Source organism: Massilia sp. BHUDP2 (genome assembly GCF_046236355.1).
GTDB lineage: Bacteria > Pseudomonadota > Gammaproteobacteria > Burkholderiales > Burkholderiaceae_D > Telluria > Telluria varians.
The window spans coordinates 285,256-309,653 of sequence record NZ_JBJUVW010000004.1 but is presented as its reverse complement, the minus strand read 5'-3'; the positions used below and the strand labels follow the sequence as shown (position 1 = coordinate 309,653).

The following is a 24,398-nucleotide window of genomic DNA, read 5'->3' as shown; positions in this document are numbered from 1 at the left end:
CATGCTTCTCTGGCTAGCCCAATATTTTCAGGACTACATCGGTCCGCTGCGCGTGTTCAACTACATCACGTTCCGCGCGGTCTTCGCGACCATCACCGCGATCGCCATCGGCCTGGTCTGCGGCCCGGCCGTCATCCGCAAGCTGACCGCCATGAAGGTCGGCCAGGCGGTGCGCACCTATGGCCCGCAGACCCACCTGGCCAAGCACGGCACCCCGACCATGGGCGGCGTGCTGGTGCTGATCTCGATCGGGGTCTCGACCCTGCTGTGGTGCGACCTGTCGAACCGCCTGATCTGGCCGGTGCTGGTGGTGACCATGGGCTTCGGCGCCGTCGGCTGGGTCGACGACTACCGCAAGGTGGTCTACAAGGACCCGGAAGGCATGCGCTCGGGCGAAAAATACTTCTGGATGTCGCTGATCGGCATCGCATCGGCCCTGTACCTGGCGTTCTCGGTCTCGGCCGCGAATCCGTGGGAAGTGCTGCAGCTGTTCTACGCCTGGGTGCAGTCGGGCTTCTCGATGACCCTGCCCCCTAAAGCAGACCTGATCGTGCCCTTCTTCAAGTCGATCAGCTACCCGCTGGGCGTGTGGGGCTTCATCGCGCTGACCTATTGCGTGATCGTCGGTTCCTCGAACGCGGTCAACTTCACCGACGGCCTGGATGGCCTGGCGATCATGCCGACCGTGATGGTCGGCGCCGCCCTCGGCCTGTTCGCCTACCTGACCGGCAGCGTGACCTATGCGAAGTACCTGTTCATCCCCTACATCCCGGGCGCCGGCGAACTGCTGATCTTCTGCGGCGCGATGGCGGGCGCGGGCCTGGCCTTCCTCTGGTATAACGCGCACCCTGCGCAGATGTTCATGGGCGACGTCGGCGCGCTGGCACTGGGCGGCGCGCTCGGCACCATTGCCGTCATCGTGCGCCAGGAAATCGTCCTGTTCATCATGGGCGGCGTGTTCGTGGCCGAAACCCTGTCGGTGATCATCCAGGTCACCTGGTTCAAGTACACCAAGAAGCGCTACGGCGCCGGCCGCCGTGTGTTCCTGATGGCGCCGCTGCACCACCATTTCGAACAAAAGGGCTGGAAGGAGACCAAGGTCGTGGTCCGCTTCTGGATCGTGACGATGATGCTGGTCCTTGTCGGCCTGTCCACCTTAAAACTGCGCTGAAGCTACGCTAAAGAATGAACTACGAAGGCAAATCCGCACTGGTGCTGGGCCTGGGTGAATCCGGGCTGGCGATGGCGCAATGGCTGGCACGTTGCGGGGCGCGCGTGCGCGTGGCCGACACGCGCACCGAGCCGCAGCGCCTGTTTGCCCTGCGCCAGGCGGTGCCGAGCGCGGAGTTCGTCGGTGGCGACTTCGGCGAGTCCCTGCTCGACGGCATGGACTTCGTCGCCGTCAGCCCGGGCCTGGCGCCGGAGCGCGAACTCGCCCAGGTGGCGCCACAGGCGCGCGCGCGCAACATCCCGGTATGGGGCGAGATCGAGCTGTTCGCGCAGGCGCTCGCGCACCTGCGCGCGCAACGCGGCTACACGCCGAAAGTCATCGCCATCACCGGCACCAACGGCAAGACCACGGTGACGAGCCTGACCGGCCTGCTGTGCCGGCGCGCCGGCCTGTCGACCCGCGTGGCCGGCAACATCAGCCCGGCTGCGCTCGACGTGCTGCGCGAATGCCTGGACGGCGAAGACCTGCCGCAGGCCTGGGTGCTCGAGCTGTCGAGCTTCCAGCTGCACACCACCTTCAGCCTGCAGGCCGATGCGGCCACGGTGCTGAACCTGACCCAGGACCACCTCGACTGGCACGGCAGCATGGACGCCTATGCCGCGGACAAGGCGCGCATTTTTGGTTCCGACACGGTGCGCGTGCTGAACCGGAACGACGCGATCGTCATGCGCATGACGGCCGTCGACACGCCAACCTATACCTTCGGTACCGACGAGCCGTCGGATCCGAACAGCTTCGGACTGGTCAACGAACGCGGCGTGCTGTGGCTCGCCAACGCCGTGGCGCTCGACGACGAGCCGCCCAAGAAATTGAAGAAGGGCGAGGTCGCCCCGCCGGTCGAGGTGAGCGTGAGCCGCCTGATGCCGGCCGATGCGCTGAGAATCCGCGGCCTGCACAATGCCTCGAACGCGCTGGCCGCGCTGGCCCTGTGCCGCGCCTGCGGCCTGCCGCTGGCCCCGCTGCTGCACGGCCTGCGCGAGTACGCGGGCGAGCCGCACCGCGTGGAACTGGTCGCGAACATCGACGGCGTCGATTTCTATGACGACAGCAAGGGCACCAATGTCGGCGCGACGGTCGCCGCGCTCGAAGGCCTCGGTAAGGCCTTTGCCGGCGAAGACCAGCAGATCCTCCTGATCGCCGGCGGCGACGGCAAGGGCCAGGACTTCGCGCCGCTGGCATTGCCCGCGTCGCGCTACGTGCGCGCGGTGCTCCTGATTGGCCGCGATGCGCCGGCGGTCCGCGCCGCGATCGAGCCGACCGGCGTGCCGGTGTTCGATTTGCCTGGCCTGCCGGAAGCGGTGCGCCGCGCCGCCGGCCTGGCGCGCCCAGGGGACGCCGTGCTGCTGTCGCCGGCCTGCGCCAGCCTCGACATGTTCACCAACTACGCGCACCGCGCGCAGGTGTTCGTCGACGCCGTGCGCGAGCTGGCGCTGGAGAAGGGGCAGGAGATCTGATGGCCTTCCAGCTTCCGTTCAAGTTCTCCGGCTCCAGCAGCGATGCAAGCATCGCGGCGCGCAGCCGTCCGTCGAAGATGATGGATTACGACCAGTTGCTGGTCTGGGTCACCGTGCTGCTCATGATGTTCGGCCTGGTGATGGTGTACTCGGCCTCGATCGCGCTGCCGGATTCGCCCAAGTTCGCCTACCTGAACGACAAGAACGAATACTTCCTGTACCGCCAGATGATGTACATCATCGTCTCGATGGTGGCCGCGGCCGTCGTGTTCCAGGTGCCGGTCGCGGTGTGGCAGAAGTACGCGCCGATGATGTTCATCGGCACGCTGTTCCTGCTGGTGATCGTGCTGATCCCGGGCATCGGCGTGTCCGTCAACGGTGCGCGCCGCTGGCTGCCGCTGAAGGTCATGCAGCTGCAGCCGTCCGAGATCATGAAGATCGCGGTGGTGCTGTACGCGGCCGATTTCACGGTGCGCAAGCAGGAATACATGCACAAGCTGACCAAGGGCTTCCTGCCGATGATGGTCGCGATCGGACTGGTGGGCGGCCTGCTGCTGCTGGAACCGGACCTCGGCGCCTTCGGCGTGATCGTCTGCATCGCCATGGGCATCCTGTTCCTGGGCGGGATCAATATCGTCTGGTTCGGGGGCATCGGCGCGCTGCTGGTGCTGATCTTCAGCGCGATCATCGCGCTGTCGCCGTTCCGCCGCGCGCGCATGTTCGCCTACCTCGACCCGTGGGCCGACGGCCATGCGCTGGACAAGGCCTACCAGTTGACGCATTCCCTGATCGCTTTCGGACGCGGCGAATTCTTCGGCGTGGGCCTGGGAAGCAGCGTCGAGAAGCTGTTCTACCTGCCGGAGGCGCATACCGACTTCATCATGGCCGTGATCGGCGAGGAACTCGGCCTGGTCGGCGTGCTCGTCGTGATCGCGATGTTCTACTGGCTGGTCAAGCGCGCCTTCGACATCGGCCGCCAGGCCATCGCCCTCGACCAGATCTTCGCCGGCCTGGTCGCCAAGGGCGTCGGGATCTGGATCGGCGCGCAGACCTTCATCAACATGGGCGTCAACCTCGGCCTGCTGCCGACCAAGGGCCTGACCCTGCCGCTGATGAGCTTTGGCGGTTCGGGCGTGATGTTCAACTGCATTGGCCTGGCCATCCTGCTGCGGATCGACTACGAGAACCGCGTGCGCATGCGGGGAGGGCGGACATGAGTACGCCAATGAGGAAGCGCCTGATGATCATGGCCGCCGGCACCGGCGGCCACATCTTCCCCGGCATCGCGATCGCGCAGACCATGCGCGCGCGCGGCTGGGAGGTCTCGTGGCTGGGCACCGCCCACGGCATGGAAACCGAGCTGGTGCCGAAGGCCGGCATCCCGATGGACAGCATCGACTTCGCCGGCATGCGCGGCAAGGGCCTGGGCCACACCATCAAGGGCGCCTTCAAGATGCTGGGCGCCTTCGCCGCCTGCCGCCGCTATCTCGGCCAGCGCAAACCCGATGTCGTGCTGGGCATGGGCGGCTACGTCACGGTGCCGGGCGGGATGATGGCGAAGACGCGCAACATCCCGCTGGCCCTGGTGAATGCCGATGCGGCGCTCCTGCTGTCGAACAAGACCCTCGCCCCGATCGCCAGCCGGGTGCTGTTCGGCTTCCCGGCCGATTTCGGCGCTGCGGCCGGCAAGGCGGTCGTCACCGGCAATCCGGTGCGCCAGCAGATCCTCGACCTGCCTCTACCCGCCGCGCGTTTCGCCGGCCGCAGCGGTCCGTTGCGCGTGCTGGTGGTCGGCGGCAGCCTGGGCGCGAAGGTGCTGAACGACAGCGTGCCGGCCGCGCTGGAGAGAATCGATCCGGCAACGCGCCCGATCGTGACCCACCAGTCGGGCAAGAAGAACATCGACGCGCTGCGCGCGGCCTATGCGGCTGCCGGCGTGCAGGCCAATGTGGTCGACTTCATCGACGACATGGCCGCAAGTTATGCGAACGCCGACCTGGTGATCTGCCGTGCCGGCGCCATCACGGTCTCGGAACTGACCGCGGCCGGCGTGGCCAGCGTGCTGGTGCCGTTTGTCGCGAGCACCACCAGCCACCAGCGCGACAACGCGATCTGGATGCACGAACAGAAGGCGGCGGTGCATTTGCCGCAGGGCGAACTGAATCCGCAGCGGCTGGCAAGCCTGCTGCAAACGACAACGCGCGCTGACTGCCTGGCAATGGCGCAGGCGGCGCACAAAGTGGGCAAGCGCGATGCGAACGAGGCAATCGCGCGCGAACTGGAGCAACTGGCCGGGATGAGCAAATAAATGAAGCACAAGATCAAGAACATCCATTTCGTCGGCATCGGCGGCAGCGGCATGAGCGGCATCGCCGAAGTGCTGCTCAACCTCGGCTACAACGTGTCGGGTTCCGACCTGTCGAGCAATGCCGCCAGCCAGCGCCTGAGTGAACTGGGCGCCCGCGTGTACACCGGCCACTCGGCCGAACACGTGGTCGGCGCCAACGTGGTCGTGACCTCGACCGCGGTCAACGAAGCCAATCCGGAAGTGGTCGCTGCCCGCGCCGCCAAGGTGCCGGTGGTACCGCGCGCGATCATGCTCGGCGAACTGATGCGCCTGAAGCGCGGCATCGCGATTGCCGGCACCCACGGCAAGACCACCACCACCAGCCTGGTGGCCTCGGTGCTGGCCCAGGGCGGCCTGGATCCGACTTTCGTCATCGGCGGGCGCCTGACCGCGGCCGGCGCCAACGCCAAACTGGGCTCGGGTGACTACATCGTGGCCGAGGCCGACGAGTCGGATGCCTCCTTCCTGAACCTGACGCCGATGATCGAGGTGATCACCAACATCGACGCCGACCACATGGACACCTACGAGCACGACTTCGAGAAGCTGAAGGCCGCGTTCGTAAACTTCACCCACCGCCTGCCGTTCTACGGCCGGGTGATGATGTGCATCGACGACCCGCACGTGCGCGCCATCCTGCCGCAGGTGACCAAGCCGGTGACGACCTACGGTTTCTCGCCGGACGCCGAAGTGCGCGCCATCGACGCCCACGCCGAAGGCGTGCAGATGCACTTTACGGTGCGCCAGCAGGGCTACCCGGATACCAAATTCGTGCTGAACCAGCCGGGCATGCACAATGTGCTCAATGCCTGCTCGGCAGTCGCGATCGCGCGCGAGATCGGCATCGACGACGTCTCGACCAACCTGGGCCTGCAGAATTTCAGCGGCGTCGGCCGCCGCTTCACCCGCTACGGCGAAGTGGCCATCCCCGGCGGCGGCAGCTTCACCCTGGTGGACGATTTCGGCCACCACCCGGTCGAGACCGAGGTGACCCTGGCCGCCGCGCGCGCCGCCTATCCCGGCCGGCGCCTGGTGCTGGCCTTCCAGCCGCACCGCTACAGCCGTACGCGCGACCTGTTCGAGGACTTCGTGAAGGTGCTGGCGACCCCGGACGTGCTGCTGCTGGCCGACGTCTACGCCGCCGGCGAAGCGCCGATCGTGGCCGCCGACGGCCGCGCCCTGGCGCGCGCGCTGCGTACCGGCGGCAAGCTGGAACCGATTTTCGTGGAGGCGATCGCCGACATGCCCGCCGCCATCATGAACGTGGCGCGCGACGGCGACGTCGTCCTCACCATGGGCGCCGGCTCGATCAGCGGCGTCCCGCAACAACTGACCAATGCAAAGGCCTGAATCGTGAACGTAACTACTCCCACCTTTGATCCGGCATCCTTCGGCAAGGTCGGCGTGCTGTTCGGCGGCCGCTCCGCCGAACGCGACGTGTCGATCATGTCCGGCACCGGCGTCCTGAACGCCCTGAAATCGCGCGGCGTCGATGCCCACCCCTTCGACCCGGGCACCCAGAGCCTGGCCGAACTGGCCGAGCAGAAGTTCGACCGTGTCTTCATCGCGCTGCACGGCCGCTACGGCGAGGACGGCAGCCTGCAGGGCGCGCTTGAGCAGCTCGGCATTCCCTATACCGGAAGCGGCGTGATGGCGTCCGCGGTCGGCATGGACAAGATCACCACCAAGAAGATCTGGAAGATGGACGAGATCCCGACGCCGGACTACATGGCGATCGATCCGTCCACCGACCTCGACGAAGTCCTGGTCGCGCTCGGCCTGCCGATGATCGTCAAGCCGCCGCTCGAAGGGTCGACCATCGGCATCACCAAGGTAAACAAGGCCGACGAGCTGAAGGCCGCCGTGGACCTGGCCATCGGCTTCGACCCGGTGGTGCTGGCCGAGGAATTCGTCACCGGGCGCGAGTTCACCGTCGCCGTGCTGGGCACCGGCAAGCTAGCTCGCGCCCTGCCGATCGTCGAGATTGTGGCCCCGGAAGGCAACTACGACTACCAGAACAAGTACTTCACCGACGACACCCAGTACCACTGCCCGGCGCCGCTGGATGCGGCCCTGACGGAAGAGATCCAGCGCCACGCCGTGAACGCCTACCGCGCGCTCGGCTGCGAGGGCTGGGGCCGGATCGACGTGCTGGTGCGCAAGGAAGACATGCGTCCCTTCCTGCTGGAAGTGAACACCTCGCCGGGCATGACCTCGCACTCGCTGGTGCCGATGGCCGCGCGCGCGGTGGGCATCGGCTACGAGGACCTGTGCCTGGAGATCCTGGCCTCCGCCCGCCTGAAAATGGCGAAGAAGGTAGAGGGATAAGAACGCATGTGGCATGACGTCCGCGCCCTCAACGCAACCGCCAGCAGCCTGGTGGCGCTGGTGGTGCTCGCCTGTATCGGGTCCGGCGTGTGGTGGCTGTCGCAGCTCCCCATGTTCTCGCTGCGCGCGGTGACGGTGGAAAGCATGTACCAGCTGCCGCTGCGCCACGTGAACGAACTCACGGTGCGCAACGGCGTGATCGGCAAGATCCGCGGCAACTTCTTCACCACGGACCTGGAAGGGGTGCGGGCGACGTTCGAGACCGTGCCCTGGGTGCGGCGCGCCACCGTGCGCCGCGAATGGCCGGACCAGCTGATCGTCGAGGTGGAAGAGCACGAGGCGCTCGGCACCTGGGGCGAGGATGGCCGCCTGCTGTCGGTCAAGGGCGACGTGTTTACCGCCAACCTGGCCGAGGCCGACGACGACCACGAGCTGCCGGCCTTCAGCGGCCCGCGCGGCAGCGAGAAGGAAGTGCTGGCCCGCTTCACCGAACTGCGTTCGCTGTTTGCGCCGGTACAGCTGGCGCCGATGGCGCTGTCGCTGTCCGACCGGTATGCCTGGACCGTGAAGCTGGACAACGGCATGAGCGTGGCCCTGGGGCGCGAGCAGGACAAGGACACGCTGAAGAAGCGCGTGCAGCGGCTGGTGGGCGTCTACCCGCAGCTGGTCGCGCGGCTGCAGGAAGGGCGCATCGACACCATCGACATGCGCTACCCGAACGGTCTGGCGCTGTCCTCGGCGGCGCTGGCGGTGCCGGATGACGTCACCAAGCCGGTGAAGCCGGCAAAGAAAAAACCGAATCAACCCAACAAAACAACCAAGCAAACATAAGCAGGCAACAGCAATGACTAAAGACGCGAAGAACCTGATCGTCGGCCTCGACATCGGCACCTCGAAGGTGGTGGCGGTCGTGGCCGAAGTGATGTCCGACGGACGCCACGAGGTGATCGGCCTCGGTCAGCACGAGTCGAAAGGATTGAAGAAGGGCGTGGTCGTGAACATCGAGGCCACCGTCGAGTCGATCCAGCGCGCACTCGAGGAAGCGGAGCTGATGGCCGACTGCAAGATCCGCAACGTCTATGCTGGCATCGCCGGCAGCCATATCCGTTCGTTCAATTCGAGCGGCATGGTTGCAATCAAGGACAAGGAAGTCACCGCCACCGACGTGGCGCGCGTGATCGAGACCGCCAAGGCGGTCAACATCCCGACCGACCAGCAGTTGCTGCACACGGTGCCGCAGGAATTCATCGTCGACAACCAGGAAGACGTGCGCGAGCCGATCGGCATGAGCGGCATCCGCCTGGAAGTGCGCGTGCACATCGTCACCGGTGCGGTATCCGCGGTCCAGAATATTGTAAAGTGCGTGCGCCGTTGCGGGCTCGAGGTTTCGGACCTGATCCTGCAGCCGATTGCCTCGGCCGACTCCGTGCTGACGGTCGACGAAAAGGAACTGGGCGTGGTCCTGATCGACATCGGCGGCGGCACCACCGACATCGCCGTGTACGCGGATGGCGCGATCCGCCACACCGCCGTGCTGCCGATCGCCGGCGACCAGATCACCAGCGACATCGCGATGGCGCTGCGCACGCCGACCGGCGAGGCCGAGGACATCAAGATCCGCTACGGCGTGGCCAAGCAGGTGCTGGCCGACCCGGGCGAGACGCTCGAGGTGCCGGGGCTGGGCGACCGCGGGCCGCGCGCCCTGTCGCGCCAGGCGCTGGCGGCCGTGATCGAGCCGCGCGTCGAAGAGCTGTTCGCGATGGTGCACACGGTGGTGCGCGAGTCGGGCTACGAGGGCGTGCTCTCGTCGGGCATCGTGCTCACCGGCGGCAGCTCGATCATGCCGGGCATGATCGAGATGGCCGAAGACATTTTCCTCAAACCGGCGCGCCTCGGCACGCCGGATTACCGCGGCCAGCTGGCCGACGTCGTGCGCAGCCCACGCTACGCCACGGTGCTCGGCCTGCTGCTGGAAGCGAAGAAGCAGTACCTGCGCGGACACATCGTCACGCGTCAGGATGGTTCGGTGAAGGCAGTGTGGCAGCGCATGAAGGAATGGATAGCGGGGAACTTCTAAAAGCGAGAGCAGGGATTAACAGTCGGGCAAGGCGTGAATTTTTTCAGTACGTCAGCAACAAAGCGTTCACGGGTAAAGGTTTTTTAAATACAATCGCTACTTCCGGTTTCAAGGCTCTGCCAGGGGCCTGGCACCAGTCTTGAAACGGAAGCGGCAACTTGAAAATTGGGAGTTCGATATGGAGTTCGATATGGTCGATAACGCAGCACTGGGAACCGTTATCAAAGTTGTCGGCGTCGGCGGCGCCGGCGGCAACGCGGTTCAGCACATGATCAACAAGGGTGTGTCCGGTGTCGAGTTCATCGCCGCAAACACGGATGCGCAGGCACTTGCCGTTTCGAGCGCAAACAACATCATCCAGATCGGCGAGTCCGGCCTGGGCGCGGGCATGCGTCCGGAAGTGGGCCGCCAGCTCGCCGAGCAGTCGCGTTCGCGCATCGAAGATGCGCTGCGCGGCGCGCACATGGTCTTCATCGCCGCCGGCATGGGCGGCGGCACCGGCACCGGCGCCGCGCCGATCGTCGCCGAAGTGGCCAAGACCATGGGCGCACTGACCGTTGCCGTGGTCTCCAAGCCGTTCTCCTACGAAGGCGACAAGTGCATGCAGGTCGCCGAAGCGGGCCTGGAAGAGCTGACCAAGCACGTCGACTCCCTGATCGTCATCCTCAATGAAAAGCTGGAAGACATCTACGAAGACGAATCGATGCTCGACTGGATGAAGCACGCCGACGACGTCCTGAACAACGCCGTCGCCGGTATCGCCGAGATCATCAACGTGCCGGGCCACATCAACGTCGACTTCAACGACGTGAAGACCATCATGAGCGAGCAGGGCAAGGCCATGATGGGCACCGCGACCGCGTCGGGCGTGGACCGTGCGCGCATCGCCGCCGAGCAGGCCGTGGCGTCGCCGCTGCTGGACGGCATCGACCTGTCGGGCGCCAAGGGCGTGCTGGTCAACGTGACCGCAAGCCGTGGCCTGAAGGGCAAGGAGATCAAGGAAGTCATGGCCGCCGTACGCGCCTTCGCGGCGCCGGACGCCTCGATCGCACAGGGTATCGCCTACGACGACGCGATGGGCGACGAGCTGCGCGTGACCGTGGTCGCGACCGGCCTGGGCAAGAACAAGAAGATGCAACTGGTGCAGCCGCAGCAGATGCTCAAGACCGGCACCTACAACGCCCCGGTGATGGCTGGCGCCTCGACCGTGGCCGGCGGCCTGACCATGGGCCACGCAGGCGGCGACGCCATGGGCGGCATGAAGCAGCCGGCCGTGTGGCGCCGCGAGCAGGCATCGGAGCAGGTGCAGGCGATGCAGCGCAACGGCGTCGAGACCTACGACATCCCGGCCTTCCTGCGCAAGCAGGCTGACTGATTCAGTCTGAGTCGGACTCCAGAGGCCAGCGCAAGCTGGCCTTTTTCTTTTGGCGTGCGCACTACTTCGTCTCTATTCGCCGGCAACCGTTGAACCGTCATTCCGGCGAAGGCCGGAATCCAATTCCGTTCCGCAGCCAATAACGCATGCGGTAGCTCGGTGCACGCAAAATTGGATCCCGGCCTGCGCCGGGATGACGGACTTCGGGCTGGTGGTCAAAAGAAAGGAATCGCAGCGCATCTTCTGCACGCTCCCGCCACATCGGCGATAATTGCCAGATTCTCAAAACTGAAGGAGCACACCCATGACCATCCAGATCGGCGACCGCCTGCCGGAAGGCACCCTGTCGGAATTCATCGAAACCGAAACCGCCGGCTGCTCGCTGGGCCCGAACACCTTCCAGGTTGCTGAACTGGCGAAGGGCAAGAAGATCGTCATCTTCGGCCTGCCGGGCGCCTACACCCCGACCTGCTCGGCCCAGCACGTGCCGGGTTTCGTGAAGAATGCCGAGGCACTGAAGGCCAAGGGCGTGGACGAGATCTGGTGCATCTCGGTGAACGACGCCTTCGTGATGGGCGCCTGGGGCCGCGACCAGAAGGCCACCGGCATCGTGCGCATGATGGCCGACGGTAACGCCGACTACTCCAAGGCCCTGGGCCTGGATGCCGACTTCTCGAAGCACGGCATGGGCACCCGCTGCAAGCGCTACTCGATGCTGGTCGAAGACGGCGTCGTCAAGCAGCTGAACGTGGAAACCGCCGGCTTCGAAGTCTCGAGCGCCGAAAAGATGCTGGAACAACTGGGCTAAACTGCCCGCTACCCTGTGCAAACGGCGCTGCGGCGCCGTTTTTCAATCATGATCATCAACGCCGAATCTCCTGACCAGCCCGAAGTGCGGGCCATGCTGGACCAGCTCGACGCCTACTGCGCGGCGCTGTACCCGCTTGAGTCCAACCACCTGATGGACATTGCCTCGCTGCTGGCCGGCGACGTGCTGTTCCTGGTCGCGCGCGACGTGACGGGAGCGGCGGTCGGCTGCGCGGCGCTCGCCAATCGCGGCGCCTATGGCGAAGTCAAACGCATGTATGTCGAGGAAGCAGGCCGCGGCCGCGGCATCGGCAGCAAGCTGCTGGAGCAATTGGTGATGTTCGCGCGCATGTCGGGACTGCAGGTCCTGAGGCTGGAAACCGGCATCCACCAGCCGGAAGCGCTCGCCCTGTACGAGCGGATGGGCTTCGTGCGCCGCGACGCCTTCGGCGACTACCGGCCCGACCCCTTGAGCCTGTTCATGGAAAAGCACTTGTGAAGCGGCCCGCCGGCAACCTGTACAGCATCTACGCGATGGTGCTGGCCGTGTTCATGTTCGCGCTGATGGACACGGTGATGAAGCTACTCTCGCAGCGTTACCCGGCGATCCAGGTGGCCGCGCTGCGCTCGCTCACCTCGTTGCCGCTGATCGTCGTCTACGTCGGCATCAAGGTCGGCTACGGCGACATCTTCCGCATTCGCTGGCCGCTGCATATCCTGCGCGCGGTGCTCGGCATCGCCATGCTCAGCTTCTTCGCCTTCGGCATCCGCAAGCTGTCGCTGGCCGAGGCCTACACGATCTTCTTCATCGCGCCGGCGATCATCACAGCGCTCTCCGTATGGTTCCTGAAGGAGCGCGTCGACGTACCTCGCTGGATCGCCATCGGGGTTGGACTGTGCGGCGTGCTGGTGGTGCTGCGCCCGAGCGGCGCCGGCTTCCTCACCATCGGCGGCCTGGCCGTGCTGGGGGCGGCCGCGATGTATGCGGTCTCGGCGATCACGGTCGGCATCCTGGCCAGGACCGACCGCAGCGAGCACATGGTGTTCTGGCTGATGGTCATGATGTCGATCGGCGCCGGCTTGCTGGCGGCGCCGGGCTGGGTCGCGATGCGGATGAGCGATATCCCGCTGTTGCTGGGCCTGGCCTTGAGCGGCTTCATCGGCCAGCTGGCCATCACCGAAGCCTTCGCCAAGGGGGATGCCTCGAGCGTGGCGCCCTTCGAGTACACGGCCCTGGCCTGGGCGGTCGGCATCGACTGGATGCTGTGGCAAACCCTGCCGGACGGCTGGACGGTGGTGGGCGCGGCGATCATCATCGGCAGCGGTATGTATCTGATTCGCCACGAAAAAGTGCACGTGGAGTCGGATCATCCGTAAGGACGGCATGGCCTCAGCGGGCCAATAAGCGCTGGGCTATAATCGCCGGATGCTGAAACAACGAACCATCAAACAGGTCGTCCGCACCACCGGTGTCGGCGTCCATTCGGGCACCAAGGTCGAACTGACCCTGCGTCCGGCGCCGCCGGGCGCCGGCATCACCTTCCGCCGCGTCGATTACGACCCCATCGTCGCCATTCCGAGCGCGGCCGACGTGGTCGGCGAGACCCGCATGGCCACGGTCTTGATCAAGGATAACGCGCGCGTCTCCACCGTCGAGCACCTAATGTCGGCCTGCGCCGGCCTCGGCATCGACAACCTGACCGTGGACGTGACGGCCGAAGAGATCCCGATCATGGACGGCTCGGCGGCTTCCTTCGTGTTCCTGCTGCAGCAGGCCGGCCTGGAAGAGCAGGACGCGCCGAAGCGGTTCATCCGCGTGCTGAAGGACGTCGAGATCCGCCAGGGCGAGGGCAAGAACGAGAAGTGGGCGCGCCTGTCTCCCTACGACGGCTTCAAGCTCGACTTCTTCATCGAATTCAACCACCCGGCCGTGGACGGCACCATGCAGCGCGCCTCGGTGGATTTCGGCGACGTCTCCTACGTGCACGACGTGGCGCGGGCGCGCACCTTCGGCTTCATGCAGGACGTGGAAACCCTGCGCGGCATGGGCCTAGCGCGCGGCGGTTCGCTGGAGAACGCGATCGTGATGGACGAGTACCGCATCCTGAATGCGGACGGGCTGCGCTACGAGGACGAGTTCGTGCGCCACAAGATCCTCGACGCGATCGGCGACTTGTACATCGTCGGCCACCCGCTGCTGGCCAGCTACACGGCCCACAAGTCGGGCCATGCGCTCAACAACGAACTGCTGCGCAAGCTGTTGGCGACGCCGGATGCCTACGAGTGGGTGGAGTTCGATTCTCTGAGCGAGGCGCCGCCGTCCTACCTGCGGCAAATGACGCGGGAGTGGGCGCAAATGTAATGTTTGTGGTGCACACCGGCTGCCGGCACGCGTGCACTATTTCCGTTTCTCGGCCAGCCTGCGCAGGGCCGCCACCAGATCCTTGTTCTGGCTGCTGTCCTCCAGCGACTCGGCCAGTTCCTCGAAGGCCTGCACCGCTGTCTTCGGCAGCTCCAGGGTGCGCATCTGCGGCTTGTCGTCCGGCATGGCACGCGCCACCTGCACCTTCAGCTTGACCGATTCCACCGCCCAGCCACGCTGCGCCAGCGCCGACTGCAGCTTGGGCAGCATCTGCTTCATCCTTGCCGCGACGGCCGAACTCGGCACGGCCAGCACCAGCACCCCTTCCTGGAACGAGATCACGTCGGTATTGCCGGCCATGACGGGCAGGATGGCGGCGCAGTCGGACTGCAGGCGCGCCATCCGCATCGCGGCGGGCAGGAGGCTGGCCATGCGGTCGTTCTTGCGCAGGAAATCCGTCGCGACGATCGAGGTCTGCCGGTTCTTGGTACCGTAGATATGCACTGGTAAACAGGGACAGGAAAAAGGGAGAAGAAGAGCGGGTTCGCTATGCCCGCAACATACCATATTCGCCGCCCGTGCGCGGGCGAAGGGCCCCGGGAACGTGGCGCGTGGTCCACGCGCAGTGCAATTTGATAACATTCTGCTGTTCAGCAGCCTTGTTATCCTGCCCAATGACCCCAAGTGTGGCCGGATCGCATGATAAAATCAGTAGCTTTTTGCCATAGGCGGTCTGCGGCGGCTAGTATGTACAAGCCACCCCTGGCTCTTTTTGCGGCGTAATTTTCTAGAACACAGCAATGTCATTCCTGACCCAGATTTTCGGCAGCCGTAACCAGCGTCTGCTCAAGCAATACCAAAAGACCGTGCGTCAGATCAACGCGCTCGAGCCCCAGATGGAAAAGCTGTCTGACGCCGAACTGCAAGCCAAGACGCCCGAATTCAAGGACCGCCTGGCCAAGGGCGCGACGCTCGACGACATCCTGCCGGAAGCCTTCGCGGTCTGCCGCGAAGCCGCCAAGCGCGTCATGAAGATGCGCCATTTCGATGTCCAGCTGATCGGCGGCATGGTCCTGCACGAGGGCAAGATCGCCGAAATGGGCACCGGTGAGGGCAAGACCCTGATGGCGACCCTGCCGGTCTACCTGAACGGCCTGTCCGGCAAGGGCGTGCACGTCATTACGGTCAACGATTACCTGGCCCAGCGCGACGCCGAATCGATGGGCCGCCTGTACGGCTGGCTCGGCCTCACGACCGGCGTCAACCTGTCGCAGCTCGACCACGACAGCAAGCAGAAGGCCTACGCCTCGGACATCACCTACGGCACCAACAACGAATTCGGCTTCGACTACCTGCGCGACAACATGGTCTACGACGTGCGCGAACGCGTGCAGCGCAGCCTGAACTTCTCGGTGGTCGACGAGGTCGACTCGATCCTGATCGACGAAGCCCGTACCCCCCTGATCATCTCCGGCCAGGCCGAGAACCACACCGACCTGTACCACCGCCTGAACGCGCTGCCGCCGCTGCTGACCCAGCAGATCGGCGAAGAGACCCCGGACGGCAAGGGCAAGATCGAAGTCCCGGGCGACTATACCAAGGACGAGAAGGCGCACACCGTGCTGCTGACCGAAGCCGGTCACGAAAAGGCCGAGGCCATCCTGACAGAATGGGGCCTGCTGCCGGAAGGCGCTTCGCTGTACGACGCCGCCAACATCACCCTGATCCACCACCTGTACGCGGCGCTGCGCGCCCACGTCCTGTACCACAAGGACCAGCACTACGTGGTGCAGAACAACGAGGTGGTGATCGTCGACGAATTCACCGGCCGCCTGATGACGGGCCGCCGCTGGTCCGACGGCCTGCACCAGGCCGTGGAAGCCAAGGAAGGCGTGCGCATCCAGAACGAGAACCAGACCCTGGCCTCGATCACCTTCCAGAACTACTTCCGCATGTACAGCAAGCTGGCCGGCATGACCGGTACGGCCGACACCGAAGCCTACGAATTCCAGGAAATCTACGGCCTCGAGACCGTCGTCGTCCCGCCGAACAAGCCGTCGCAGCGCAAGGACCGCCAGGACCAGGTGTACAAGTCGGCCGAAGAGAAGTACAACGCGATGCTCAACGACATCCGTGACTGCTACGAGCGCGGCCAGCCGGTGCTCGTGGGTACCACCTCGATCGAGAACTCGGAACTGCTGTCCGGCATCCTGAACAAGGCGAACCTGCCGCACAACGTGCTGAACGCCAAGCAGCACGCACGCGAGGCGGAAATCATCGCGCAGGCGGGCCGTCCGAAGATGATCACCATCGCCACCAACATGGCGGGCCGCGGTACCGACATCGTCCTGGGCGGCAACGTCGAGAAGCAGATCCAGCTGATCGAAGCCAACGACGCGCTGTCGGACGCCGACAAGGAAGCGCAGTCCAAGGTGCTGCGCGACGAATGGCAGTCGCTGCACGACCACGTGGTGGGCGCCGGCGGCCTGCACATCATCGGTACCGAGCGCCACGAGTCGCGCCGGGTCGACAACCAGCTGCGCGGCCGTTCGGGCCGCCAGGGCGACCCGGGCTCCTCGCGCTTCTACCTGTGCCTGGACGACCCGCTGCTGCGCATCTTCGCCGGCGACCGCGTGCGCGCGATCATGGAACGCCTGAAGATGCCGGAAGGCGAGCCGATCGAGGCGGGCATCGTGACCCGCTCGATCGAGACCGCCCAGCGCAAGGTCGAGGCCCGCAACTTCGACATCCGCAAGCAGCTGCTGGAGTACGACGACGTCGCCAACGACCAGCGCAAGGTGATCTACACCCAGCGTAACGAACTGCTGGAATCGGTCGACATGGCCGAGCTGATCGCTTCGCTGCGCGTGGGCGTGTTCACCGACCTGGTGCGCCAGTACGTCCCGGCCGAGTCGGTCGAGGAGCAGTGGGACATCCCGTCGCTGGAATCGGTGCTGGCCGCGGAGTGGGGCCTGAGCCTGCCGCTGCAGAAGATGCTGGTCGACGAGCCGAACCTGAACGACGACGACATCCTCGAGCACGTGCTGAAGGCGGCCGCGGAGTCCTACGACACCAAGGTGGCGGTGGTCGGCAAGGAATCCTTCGGCGGCTTCGAGCGCAACGTCATGCTGCAGAGCCTGGACACCCACTGGCGCGAACACCTCGCGGCGCTGGACCACCTGCGCCAGGGCATCCACCTGCGCGGCTACGCCCAGAAGAACCCGAAGCAGGAATACAAGCGCGAAGCCTTCGAGCTGTTCAGCGACATGCTGGACCGTATCAAGAACGAAGTGATCCGCACCGTCATGACGGTCCGTATCCAGACCCGCGAGGAAGTGGAAGCGGCCGAAGCGGCGATGGCGGCGCAGGTGGCGCAGCTGGAAAACATCAACTTCCAGCACGCCGACTTCAATCCGTCGGCAGCGCCGGAAGAGCTGCTCAACCCGAACCCGGTGCGCGCCGATTCGGCGGCGGTGGCGGCGGAAGACCACAACACCTACCTGGGCATGAAGGTCGGCCGCAACGATCCGTGCCCGTGCGGCAGCGGCAAGAAGTTCAAGGCCTGCCACGGCAAGCTGGCATAAGCTGCTGCAAGTATCGAGTGTCAAGTAAAACGGCCGGGTGAAAACCCGGCCGTTTTTTTCGTTCGAACATGATTGTTCGTGCGGTCAATGGAGAGGTAGGTGAGGCTGTCGCGACAGCCTGGGACCAGCAACGGACCGTGGTGAAAGCAGGCATTCATCCGCGCGCGGTCTGAAGCAATCTGTATTAGTCTGGTGGTCCTCTTTCCTATCTGACTCAGATAGCCTCTCCTCCTCTCGCGCCGTGCCCTGGTCCGCCGCACTCATAGGCCCGCGCGTCGTGATACCTCTGCCACAAGGCCGAGTTCTGGTTGTCGATGACAACGAGGACTTGGCACAGCTGTTTTCCACTGTAATTTTATCGTTGGGCTATGATGTTCAAACTGTCTATTCAGCAACAGATGCACTTAAAGTAATTCAGGGCTATTCTCCGCACGTAATTTTTTCTGACATCGGAATGCCCGGGCTCAGCGGCCACGACCTGGCCCAAGCGATCAGATCTGGTACGTGGACTCAACCATTTCTTGTCGCTGTGAGTGGTTGGAATGACGCAAGAACCGTCAGTAAGTCTCTGGAGGTCGGGTTTGACGTTCACCTGGTCAAGCCGGTTTCATTCGATCAGGTTTTTACCTTGCTGCGCGACCATTTTGAGGCTTTTGATACGCGGAGATGAGGCATGCAGCCTGGCTGCCCGCCGTGGCGGAAGGCTGGATGTCAGTCGCGGTCTTCCTGCCCCTGTCGGCGAGGGGAGTGTGGATGCCGCCGGAAGAACTGCAGCGTTACCTCGCCGACGAACTGGACAAGTGCGCTCGGGCGAACGGCGTTCAGACGTAGCGCCGATAGAAGCGGCTGCCCAGGCGCGTCAGCACTTCATACCCGATCGTCCCGGCCAGCGCTGCCACCTCGTCCACCGGCTGGTGCGCACCCATCAGCTCGACTTCCGAACCCGGCGCCACGCGCTCCGGCGCAATCCCGGTCACGTCCAGCGTGGTGCTGTCCATCGACACCCGCCCCGCGATCGGCACCTTGACGCCGTCCACGAAGGCAAAGCCGCGTCCCGACAGCGAACGGAGCCAGCCGTCGGCATAGCCCACGGCAATGGTGGCGATGCGCTGCTCGGCGGTGCAGGCATGGTGCGCGCCGTAGCCCACCACGGCGCCCTCGCACACGCTGCGCACCTGCACCACGCGCGCATGCAGCGATACCGCCTGCCTGAGCGGATTCGGCATGCCCGGCTGCGGATTGATGCCATACAGGGCCGCACCGGGGCGCAGCAGGTCGTAGTGGTAGGCGGAACCCAGGAACACGCCCGAGGAATTGGCCAGGCTGGCCGGTACGCCCGGGAACAGCTGGCGCAGCTCCTCGAAGCGGCGGCGCTGCGCCTCGTTCAAGGGGTGCAGGGGCTCGTCCGCGCAGGCCAGGTGGCTCATCACGAGGGCAGGGCGCACGCCCGCGAGCCAGTCGCGGTCCCTGGAGAGCGTCAGCAGGTCTTCCGGCGCCAGTCCCATGCGCGACATGCCGGTGTCCAGCTGGATCGCGGCCGGCAGCTCGCGGTCGAGGGTGCGCGCCAGCGCGCGCCATTCCTGGATTTGCCCGGGATCGTTCAGCACCGGCCGCAGGTCGTACTGGAAGCAGTCCTTCGCTGTGCCCGGCGGCGGCCCATGCAGCACGTAGATCGCGCAATCCTCGGGCACCAGCTGGCGCAGGCGGATGCCTTCCTCGAGGTGGGCGGTGAAGAAGGTCTTGCAGCCTTCCAGGGCCAGTGCGGGCGCCACCTGTTCCATGCCGAGCCCGTAGGCGTCGGCCTTCATGACGGCCGCGCAGGCGCCTTGGGTCTTCCCGGCCAGCAGCCGGTAATTGTCACGGATCGCGCCCAGGTCGACCGTCAGCCGCGCCCCGGCGCGGGACGCATCCACAGAATCCACCATCGGCGCGTCAGGCCTTGACCAGTTCGGGCGAAGCACCGCGCTGCGCGGTGCCGGCGTAGCGGAACACCGCCAGGTCGTCGGCGCGGATGGCCGGCTTCTTGCCGCTGACCAGGTCGGCGATGACGCTGGCCGAGCCGCAGGCCATGGTCCAGCCCAGGGTGCCGTGGCCGGTGTTGGTGAACAGGTTGCGCAGCGGGGTGGCGCCGACCACCGGGGTGCTGTCCGGCGTCATCGGACGCAGGCCGGTCCAGAAGGATGCCTGGCGGGTGTCGCCGGCGCCCGGGAACAGGTCGTTGACCACCATTTCCAGGGTTTCGCGGCGCGCCGGGTTCAGGACCTGGCTGTAGCCCGCGATCTCGGCCATGCCGCCCACGCGGATGCGGTCTTCGAAACGGGTGACGGCGATCTTGTAGGTCTCGTCCAGGATGGTGGACACCGGCGCACGGCTCGGGTCCGTGATCGGCACGGTGATCGAGTAGCCCTTGAGCGGATAGACCGGCAGCGTGAACTGGTGCTTGAGCAGCAGGCGCGAGTAGCTGCCCAGCGCCAGCACGTAGCGGTCGGCCATGAGAAGGCCCTTGTCGGTGCGCACGCCGGTGATCTGGTCGCCGGCGATGTCGAGGGCCTGGATGCTTGTATCGAACTCGAAGCGCACGCCCAGGTCGCGCGCCATCGCGGTCAGGCGGGTGGTGAACATCTGGCAGTCGCCGGTCTCGTCGTTCGGCAGGCGCAGTCCGCCCACCAGGGTGCCGTGCGAGCCCAGCGCCGGCTCGGCCTTGCCGAGGTCGTGGCCGAGCAGCAGTTCATAGTCGACGCCGGCGTCCTTCAGGACTTCGATGTCCTTGCCGGCGCTTTCCAGCTGCTGCTGGGTGCGGAACAGCTGGATCGTGCCCAGGCTGCGGCCTTCGTATTCGATGCCGGTGTCGGCGCGCAGTTCGCGGATGCAATCGCGGCTGTACTCGGCCAGGCGCACCATGCGCTCCTTGTTGACGGCATAGCGGTCGGCGGTGCAGTTGCGGTACATCTGCCACATCCACTGGAGCTGGAACAGCGAGCCGTCCGGGCGGATCGCCAGCGGCGCGTGCTTCTGGAACAGCCATTTCGCGGCCTTCAGCGGAATGCCCGGCGCCGCCCAGGGCGAGGCATAGCCCGGCGAGATCTGGCCGGCGTTGGCAAAACTCGTCTCCAGGGCAGGGCCGGGTTGACGGTCGATGACGGTGACGTCGTGGCCTGCCTTGGCCAGATAGTATGCGGTGGTCACGCCGACCACGCCGCTGCCCAGTACGAGAACGCGCATGATGTGCCTAGTTCCTGAAGTAAAAGAAGCCAAATTTAGAAAAGATTGCCATGATACAGGTGGTGGTGAAATAATGGTTCCTGTTATTACACACGTTTTCAGTGAAACTTCATGCGCGTTCAGAAGAACTCCCACCGCGTCCTCGACAAGATCGACCTGCACATCCTGTCGATTCTCCAGGACGACGCGCGCATTGTCATGAAAGACCTGGCCGAGCAGGTCGGGCTGTCGCTGACGCCCTGCATCGAACGGGTCAAGCGCATGGAGCGCGACGGCGTGATCTCCGGCTACCATGCGCGCGTCAATCCCCAGGCCATGGGCCTGCAGATCCTGGTGTTCGTCGAAATCACCCTGCACCAGAAATCCGAAAAAGCCTTCGACCGCTTCCGCCGCGCGATGCTCGGCATTCCCGAGGTGATGGAGTGCCACCTCGTATCTGGTGACTTCGACTACCTGATCAAGGCCCGCATTCCGGAAATGTCGGAATACCGCCGCCTGCTGGGCGAGATCCTGCACGTCGCGGATGCCGGCCAGTCGAAGAGCTATGTGGTGATGGAAGAGCTGAAAGAAACGCTGGCGCTGTCGATTCCGCGCTGAACAGCGCCGCGTCCCTGTCGCTTACGCCTTGGCGGCCTGCGCCTGGATGTTCTGCATGGCCAGGCGCAAGAAGCCGATCACATCGTCGCCGATCCCCGTGCCCAGGTGCAGCATGGGCTCAAGGCTGCCGGCGCGGCGGAATTGCGCCACCACCTCGGGATCGTCGCCGACCATATCGTGGAACAGCGCGAACCAGCGCCGCGTGAGCGCCAGTGCCTCGCTCGACCGCGCCTCCGGGTCGGCCTGCAGGCATGCACGGATCGCCATGGCCAGCTTGATCCATTCGTCCGAGTGAGAAGCTTCGTGGCGGCGCATGCGCTCGATCGTCTCCGCCGGCAGGTAGCGCGCGTAGATGACGAAGCGCAGCTCGGCGATCGCCGTGCGCATGTAGGCCAGCAGCGCAGGCGTCAAGCGCATCTCCTTCTGCGCTTCCGGATCCTGTCCGGCCATCGCGGTCAGGCGCAGGATGAAAGCGGGGTCGCCGCCGCTGTCGCGCTCCACGCAGCCCAGCCAGCGCTCGGCGAAAGCCCTGGCCTCGCGCGTATCCGGCGCGACGCCGCGATCGATCAGCGACTGGTCGTGGCGCACCAGTTCCTGCCATTCGGCCCGGGCCTCGGGGTTCTGGTACAGCGGCAGCCGCGCCAGTTCTTCCTTCGAAAAGTGTTTTTCGTACATGTTCATCTGCTCCAGAGTGGTTAGCCAGATGGACAGGTCCGTCTCCTCGCCGGCGGTCAGGCGCGAGCGCAGGCGCAGCAGCTGTTCGCGCATGTGCCGCGCCTGCGCGATCTGCCGGTCGAGGCTGGAGAGCTGGCGCTCGACGATGGCCAGCGGCGAGGCGGCGGGACTGTCCAGGTAAGCCCCGATGTCGCTGAGTGCCATGCCGAACGCGCGCAGGGCCTGGATCTGCTGCAGGCGCGCCACGTCGTCGCGGTTGTAGAGGCGGTAGCCGGCATCGGAACGCGCCGAAGGCGAGAGCAGCCCGATGCTGTCGTAATGGTGCAGTGTGCGGACCGTCAGGCCGGCGCGCGCCGCGAGTTCTCCCACTTTCAACATCGAGCTTCTCCCCGTCTTCATGCGTAGCGCTACTCTGGACCCTCACCTTGCGTGAGGGTCAAGCATCTTCGCACACCCCTGCTTACCAGACCATCTTGTTCCAGGTGTTGTCGCCGACGACGCCGTCGGCGCTCAATCCTTTCGAGGTCTGGAAGTTTTTCACGGCGGTCGCCGTGGCCGGGCCGAAGGCGCCGTCCACCGTGATGCCGGCGCCGCTCTCGTTGAGCTGGCTCTGCACCGCGCGCACCTTGGCGCCCGAGTCGCCCTGCTGGGTGAGGATGGTCAGCGCCGGCCAGGTGGCGTTGCCGACGATGCCGTCCGCGCCCAGGGCGTGCGAGGACTGGAAGTTCTTCACCGCGTTCTGGGTCGTGGTATCGAACGTGCCGTTCACGGTGAGCGTGTAGCCCCATTGCTGCAGCAGATACTGGATGGTGCGCACGCGCTCGCCCGTGTTCCCGTACTGGACCAGCGGCCAGGTGGTGGTGGTGCCGCCGCCCGAGGCGCTGCCGGCCACCAGCGATTTGTAACGCGGCCAGTCCCAGCCCGAGCCCGGGTCGGTATGGCTCTGGCTGGCGTAGTTGACGTGGCCCTTGACGTTGTACAGCGAGTCCGCGGGCACGGCGCTCCAGCCGCTGCTGCCGTCATACACCTTCTGCGCCAGGCCGCGCGAGGTGAGGATGTCCTTGGTCAGCGCCGCCGAGGCGTTGTACATCGCGGTGGTGTACCAGGCGGACGGGTTGGCGATGTAGCCCTCGTGCTCGATGCCGATGGTGTAGCCGTTCGAGTTCCCCACGTGCCAGGCCTTGTCGGCCTCGCGCACCATCTGCGTCACCTGGCCGTCCGAGGAGCGGATCACGTAGTGGGCGCTGACGCCGGCGCTGCAGTTCTGGAACCAGGAGATCGAGCCGGCGTAGGAGCCCTGGGTGGTGTGCACGGTCACGTGGCTGACCGAGGCGGTGCGGGCGGAATAATTGCAGCTGGCGGCCGGGTTCCAGATGGCCGGCGGATAGTCGGTCGAGGCAAGCGCCGGCTGGGCCGACGCGACGAAACACAGGCCTGCGAGTAGGCACCGCATTGTGGTTTTCATAGATTGTCTCCGTATTCTGCTTCGTTCTTATTTGTTCGGGGTGTCGACGAAATCCGGCGCCGAAATCTTCGGATCGGGCGTGCCGGTTTCCACGGTGATGCGGCGCGCGGACAGCTTGCGCAGCCGCTCCTTGCCGTAGGCTTTCTCCATCTCGACATGCTTCTGGTCGATCTCGAACTTGTCGCTGCGCCGGCCCTGGCGAATCGCGGTCAAGACTTCGTAGCTGTAGATCTTCGCGATCTCGGGCTGCGGGATGCCGCTGTAGCGGGCCACCGCGCTTTCCCAGTCCGCGAGCGGGAAGCCCTTGTTCTTGCGGGCGCCGTAGTGGGCGAGCAGGGCGGCGGCGGCGCGGATGTTGGAACGCGTGTCCGAGGCGGCCTGCTCCGGCGTGACGCGGATCAGGGCCGCGCCTTCGCGCAAGGAGTGGCCGAAATGATTGTCGTCGCGCAGGCCCATGATGCCGTAGCTGATCGGCATGCCTTCATGCGACTCGACTTCGACCTCGGGCTCGCCGTTTTTCTTGAGTTTCCCCTTGGGGACGTGCGGATGCCAGCGCGTTTCGGCGTAGGCGATCGACTGCAGCAGTTCGACCGGCACGTCGAATTCGTTCGAGGCTTCCCGGAAGTACTGCTTGTACTGCTTTGCCGACACGGTCAGCTCAGCCTGCTTGCCGTCGGCGAGCGCGAGCGGCGCTGCCGCCGTTCCAAGGATTGCTGCACATAGCGCGGCCAGCAGCCGCAGCTTGACGCTTTGCTTCATTGTTGTCTCCAGTGTTGTTTGAATAGCTCCGGCACGGGGCCGGAAGGGTGCCTGGAAGGACGCAACAACATGCCGTTTCCAGGCCTGTCGAGTATATGCATACTCCGGATCGAGA

22 protein-coding genes are annotated in these 24,398 nt (G+C 65.3%); 16 read left to right on the top strand and 6 right to left on the bottom strand.

Features of this window, described 5'->3' with window-relative positions:
- The first annotated feature begins 1 nt into the window (after position 1).
- The 13 genes from mraY to lpxC all read left to right on the top strand — a co-directional run bounded on the left by mraY (position 2) and on the right by lpxC (position 13,981).
- The gene (gene mraY, locus ACK6C6_RS22900; protein ID WP_027867872.1) at positions 2-1,171 is read left to right on the top strand and encodes a phospho-N-acetylmuramoyl-pentapeptide-transferase; all 1,170 of its coding nucleotides are present in this window, start codon (positions 2-4) and stop codon (positions 1,169-1,171) included.
- 14 nt (positions 1,172-1,185) lie between these two features.
- Positions 1,186-2,685 carry a UDP-N-acetylmuramoyl-L-alanine--D-glutamate ligase gene (gene murD / locus ACK6C6_RS22895; protein WP_409269464.1) on the top strand — a complete coding sequence of 500 codons (1,500 nt, stop codon included), beginning with the start codon at positions 1,186-1,188 and terminating at the stop codon, positions 2,683-2,685.
- Positions 2,685-3,902 carry a putative lipid II flippase FtsW gene (ftsW, locus tag ACK6C6_RS22890; protein WP_036210845.1) on the top strand — a complete coding sequence of 406 codons (1,218 nt, stop codon included), beginning with the start codon at positions 2,685-2,687 and terminating at the stop codon, positions 3,900-3,902. Before murD ends, ftsW begins: the two co-directional genes overlap by 1 nt.
- The gene (murG, locus tag ACK6C6_RS22885) at positions 3,899-4,993 is read left to right on the top strand and encodes an undecaprenyldiphospho-muramoylpentapeptide beta-N-acetylglucosaminyltransferase (protein ID WP_409269463.1); all 1,095 of its coding nucleotides are present in this window, start codon (positions 3,899-3,901) and stop codon (positions 4,991-4,993) included. The genes ftsW and murG overlap by 4 nt, the downstream gene beginning before the upstream one ends.
- A complete protein-coding gene (gene murC, locus ACK6C6_RS22880) occupies positions 4,994-6,382 on the top strand; it encodes a UDP-N-acetylmuramate--L-alanine ligase (RefSeq protein WP_292042082.1) in 1,389 nt (462 codons plus the stop codon).
- 3 nt (positions 6,383-6,385) lie between these two features.
- Entirely contained in the window at positions 6,386-7,360 is a 975-nt protein-coding gene (locus tag ACK6C6_RS22875) for a D-alanine--D-alanine ligase (RefSeq protein ID WP_409269462.1), read from the top strand.
- Positions 7,361-7,366: 6 nt separating this feature from the next.
- A complete protein-coding gene (locus ACK6C6_RS22870; RefSeq protein ID WP_209587902.1) occupies positions 7,367-8,191 on the top strand; it encodes a cell division protein FtsQ/DivIB in 825 nt (274 codons plus the stop codon).
- 13 nt (positions 8,192-8,204) lie between these two features.
- On the top strand, positions 8,205-9,437 hold the full coding sequence (gene ftsA, locus ACK6C6_RS22865) for a cell division protein FtsA (protein WP_209587903.1): 1,233 nt from the start codon (positions 8,205-8,207) through the stop codon (positions 9,435-9,437).
- A 178-nt stretch (positions 9,438-9,615) separates the two neighbouring features.
- Entirely contained in the window at positions 9,616-10,812 is a 1,197-nt protein-coding gene (ftsZ, locus tag ACK6C6_RS22860) for a cell division protein FtsZ (RefSeq protein WP_027867864.1), read from the top strand.
- Between the two features lie 304 nt (positions 10,813-11,116).
- On the top strand, positions 11,117-11,620 hold the full coding sequence (locus ACK6C6_RS22855) for a peroxiredoxin (protein ID WP_036210860.1): 504 nt from the start codon (positions 11,117-11,119) through the stop codon (positions 11,618-11,620).
- Positions 11,621-11,668: 48 nt separating this feature from the next.
- On the top strand, positions 11,669-12,118 hold the full coding sequence (locus tag ACK6C6_RS22850; RefSeq protein WP_409269460.1) for a GNAT family N-acetyltransferase: 450 nt from the start codon (positions 11,669-11,671) through the stop codon (positions 12,116-12,118).
- Positions 12,119-12,153: 35 nt separating this feature from the next.
- A complete protein-coding gene (locus ACK6C6_RS22845) occupies positions 12,154-12,996 on the top strand; it encodes a DMT family transporter (RefSeq protein ID WP_409269708.1) in 843 nt (280 codons plus the stop codon).
- A 49-nt stretch (positions 12,997-13,045) separates the two neighbouring features.
- A complete protein-coding gene (gene lpxC / locus ACK6C6_RS22840; RefSeq protein ID WP_027867860.1) occupies positions 13,046-13,981 on the top strand; it encodes a UDP-3-O-acyl-N-acetylglucosamine deacetylase in 936 nt (311 codons plus the stop codon).
- A 36-nt stretch (positions 13,982-14,017) separates the two neighbouring features.
- Here the strand turns inward: lpxC and ACK6C6_RS22835 are convergent, their stop codons facing one another.
- A complete protein-coding gene (locus ACK6C6_RS22835; protein WP_409269458.1) occupies positions 14,018-14,485 on the bottom strand; it encodes a DciA family protein in 468 nt (155 codons plus the stop codon).
- A 296-nt stretch (positions 14,486-14,781) separates the two neighbouring features.
- Here ACK6C6_RS22835 and secA point away from each other — a divergent pair, with 296 nt between their 5' ends.
- Both secA and ACK6C6_RS22825 read left to right on the top strand, forming a co-directional pair.
- Positions 14,782-17,565 (top strand): preprotein translocase subunit SecA, encoded by a 2,784-nt coding sequence (gene secA, locus ACK6C6_RS22830; protein ID WP_292042049.1) that lies wholly within the window; start codon positions 14,782-14,784, stop codon positions 17,563-17,565.
- A 241-nt stretch (positions 17,566-17,806) separates the two neighbouring features.
- Positions 17,807-18,235: a response regulator gene (locus ACK6C6_RS22825; protein WP_409269455.1), complete on the top strand. Its 429-nt coding sequence runs from the start codon at positions 17,807-17,809 to the stop codon at positions 18,233-18,235.
- 151 nt (positions 18,236-18,386) lie between these two features.
- On the opposite strand, the gene alr is transcribed toward ACK6C6_RS22825, so the two are convergent.
- A complete protein-coding gene (gene alr, locus ACK6C6_RS22820) occupies positions 18,387-19,478 on the bottom strand; it encodes an alanine racemase (protein ID WP_409269453.1) in 1,092 nt (363 codons plus the stop codon).
- Positions 19,479-19,497: 19 nt separating this feature from the next.
- Positions 19,498-20,787, bottom strand: a complete 1,290-nt coding sequence (locus ACK6C6_RS22815; RefSeq protein ID WP_409269451.1) for a D-amino acid dehydrogenase — start codon at positions 20,785-20,787, stop codon at positions 19,498-19,500.
- 111 nt (positions 20,788-20,898) lie between these two features.
- On the opposite strand from ACK6C6_RS22815, the gene ACK6C6_RS22810 reads away from it, so the two are divergent.
- Positions 20,899-21,384, top strand: a complete 486-nt coding sequence (locus tag ACK6C6_RS22810) for an Lrp/AsnC ligand binding domain-containing protein (RefSeq protein ID WP_036248250.1) — start codon at positions 20,899-20,901, stop codon at positions 21,382-21,384.
- A 21-nt stretch (positions 21,385-21,405) separates the two neighbouring features.
- On the opposite strand, the gene ACK6C6_RS22805 is transcribed toward ACK6C6_RS22810, so the two are convergent.
- The 3 genes from ACK6C6_RS22805 to ACK6C6_RS22795 form a co-directional block, all read right to left on the bottom strand.
- Positions 21,406-22,437: a MerR family transcriptional regulator gene (locus ACK6C6_RS22805; RefSeq protein WP_409269450.1), complete on the bottom strand. Its 1,032-nt coding sequence runs from the start codon at positions 22,435-22,437 to the stop codon at positions 21,406-21,408.
- 82 nt (positions 22,438-22,519) lie between these two features.
- Positions 22,520-23,512, bottom strand: coding sequence for a peptidoglycan-binding protein (locus ACK6C6_RS22800; RefSeq protein WP_409269449.1), 993 nt, complete (start codon positions 23,510-23,512; stop codon positions 22,520-22,522).
- Positions 23,513-23,551: 39 nt separating this feature from the next.
- The gene (locus tag ACK6C6_RS22795) at positions 23,552-24,283 is read right to left on the bottom strand and encodes a transglycosylase SLT domain-containing protein (RefSeq protein WP_209587913.1); all 732 of its coding nucleotides are present in this window, start codon (positions 24,281-24,283) and stop codon (positions 23,552-23,554) included.
- Between the last annotated feature and the right edge of the window lie 115 nt (positions 24,284-24,398).

What these genes read in the sequence shown, in the direction of transcription:
- ACK6C6_RS22845 (WP_409269708.1), top strand. Translation starts at nt 12,154, where the DNA reads ATGGTGCTGGCCGTGTTCATGTTCGCGCTGATGGACACGGTGATGAAG.
- ACK6C6_RS22850 (WP_409269460.1), top strand. Translation starts at nt 11,669, where the DNA reads ATGATCATCAACGCCGAATCTCCTGACCAGCCCGAAGTGCGGGCCATG.
- murG (WP_409269463.1), top strand. Translation starts at nt 3,899, where the DNA reads ATGAGTACGCCAATGAGGAAGCGCCTGATGATCATGGCCGCCGGCACC.
- lpxC (WP_027867860.1), top strand. Translation starts at nt 13,046, where the DNA reads ATGCTGAAACAACGAACCATCAAACAGGTCGTCCGCACCACCGGTGTC.
- mraY (WP_027867872.1), top strand. Translation starts at nt 2, where the DNA reads ATGCTTCTCTGGCTAGCCCAATATTTTCAGGACTACATCGGTCCGCTG.
- ACK6C6_RS22805 (WP_409269450.1), bottom strand. Translation starts at nt 22,437, where the DNA reads ATGTTGAAAGTGGGAGAACTCGCGGCGCGCGCCGGCCTGACGGTCCGC.
- ftsA (WP_209587903.1), top strand. Translation starts at nt 8,205, where the DNA reads ATGACTAAAGACGCGAAGAACCTGATCGTCGGCCTCGACATCGGCACC.
- ACK6C6_RS22795 (WP_209587913.1), bottom strand. Translation starts at nt 24,283, where the DNA reads ATGAAGCAAAGCGTCAAGCTGCGGCTGCTGGCCGCGCTATGTGCAGCA.
- ACK6C6_RS22870 (WP_209587902.1), top strand. Translation starts at nt 7,367, where the DNA reads ATGTGGCATGACGTCCGCGCCCTCAACGCAACCGCCAGCAGCCTGGTG.
- murC (WP_292042082.1), top strand. Translation starts at nt 4,994, where the DNA reads ATGAAGCACAAGATCAAGAACATCCATTTCGTCGGCATCGGCGGCAGC.
- ACK6C6_RS22855 (WP_036210860.1), top strand. Translation starts at nt 11,117, where the DNA reads ATGACCATCCAGATCGGCGACCGCCTGCCGGAAGGCACCCTGTCGGAA.
- ACK6C6_RS22810 (WP_036248250.1), top strand. Translation starts at nt 20,899, where the DNA reads ATGCGCGTTCAGAAGAACTCCCACCGCGTCCTCGACAAGATCGACCTG.
- ftsW (WP_036210845.1), top strand. Translation starts at nt 2,685, where the DNA reads ATGGCCTTCCAGCTTCCGTTCAAGTTCTCCGGCTCCAGCAGCGATGCA.
- ftsZ (WP_027867864.1), top strand. Translation starts at nt 9,616, where the DNA reads ATGGAGTTCGATATGGTCGATAACGCAGCACTGGGAACCGTTATCAAA.
- murD (WP_409269464.1), top strand. Translation starts at nt 1,186, where the DNA reads ATGAACTACGAAGGCAAATCCGCACTGGTGCTGGGCCTGGGTGAATCC.
- ACK6C6_RS22815 (WP_409269451.1), bottom strand. Translation starts at nt 20,787, where the DNA reads ATGCGCGTTCTCGTACTGGGCAGCGGCGTGGTCGGCGTGACCACCGCA.
- ACK6C6_RS22800 (WP_409269449.1), bottom strand. Translation starts at nt 23,512, where the DNA reads ATGCGGTGCCTACTCGCAGGCCTGTGTTTCGTCGCGTCGGCCCAGCCG.
- secA (WP_292042049.1), top strand. Translation starts at nt 14,782, where the DNA reads ATGTCATTCCTGACCCAGATTTTCGGCAGCCGTAACCAGCGTCTGCTC.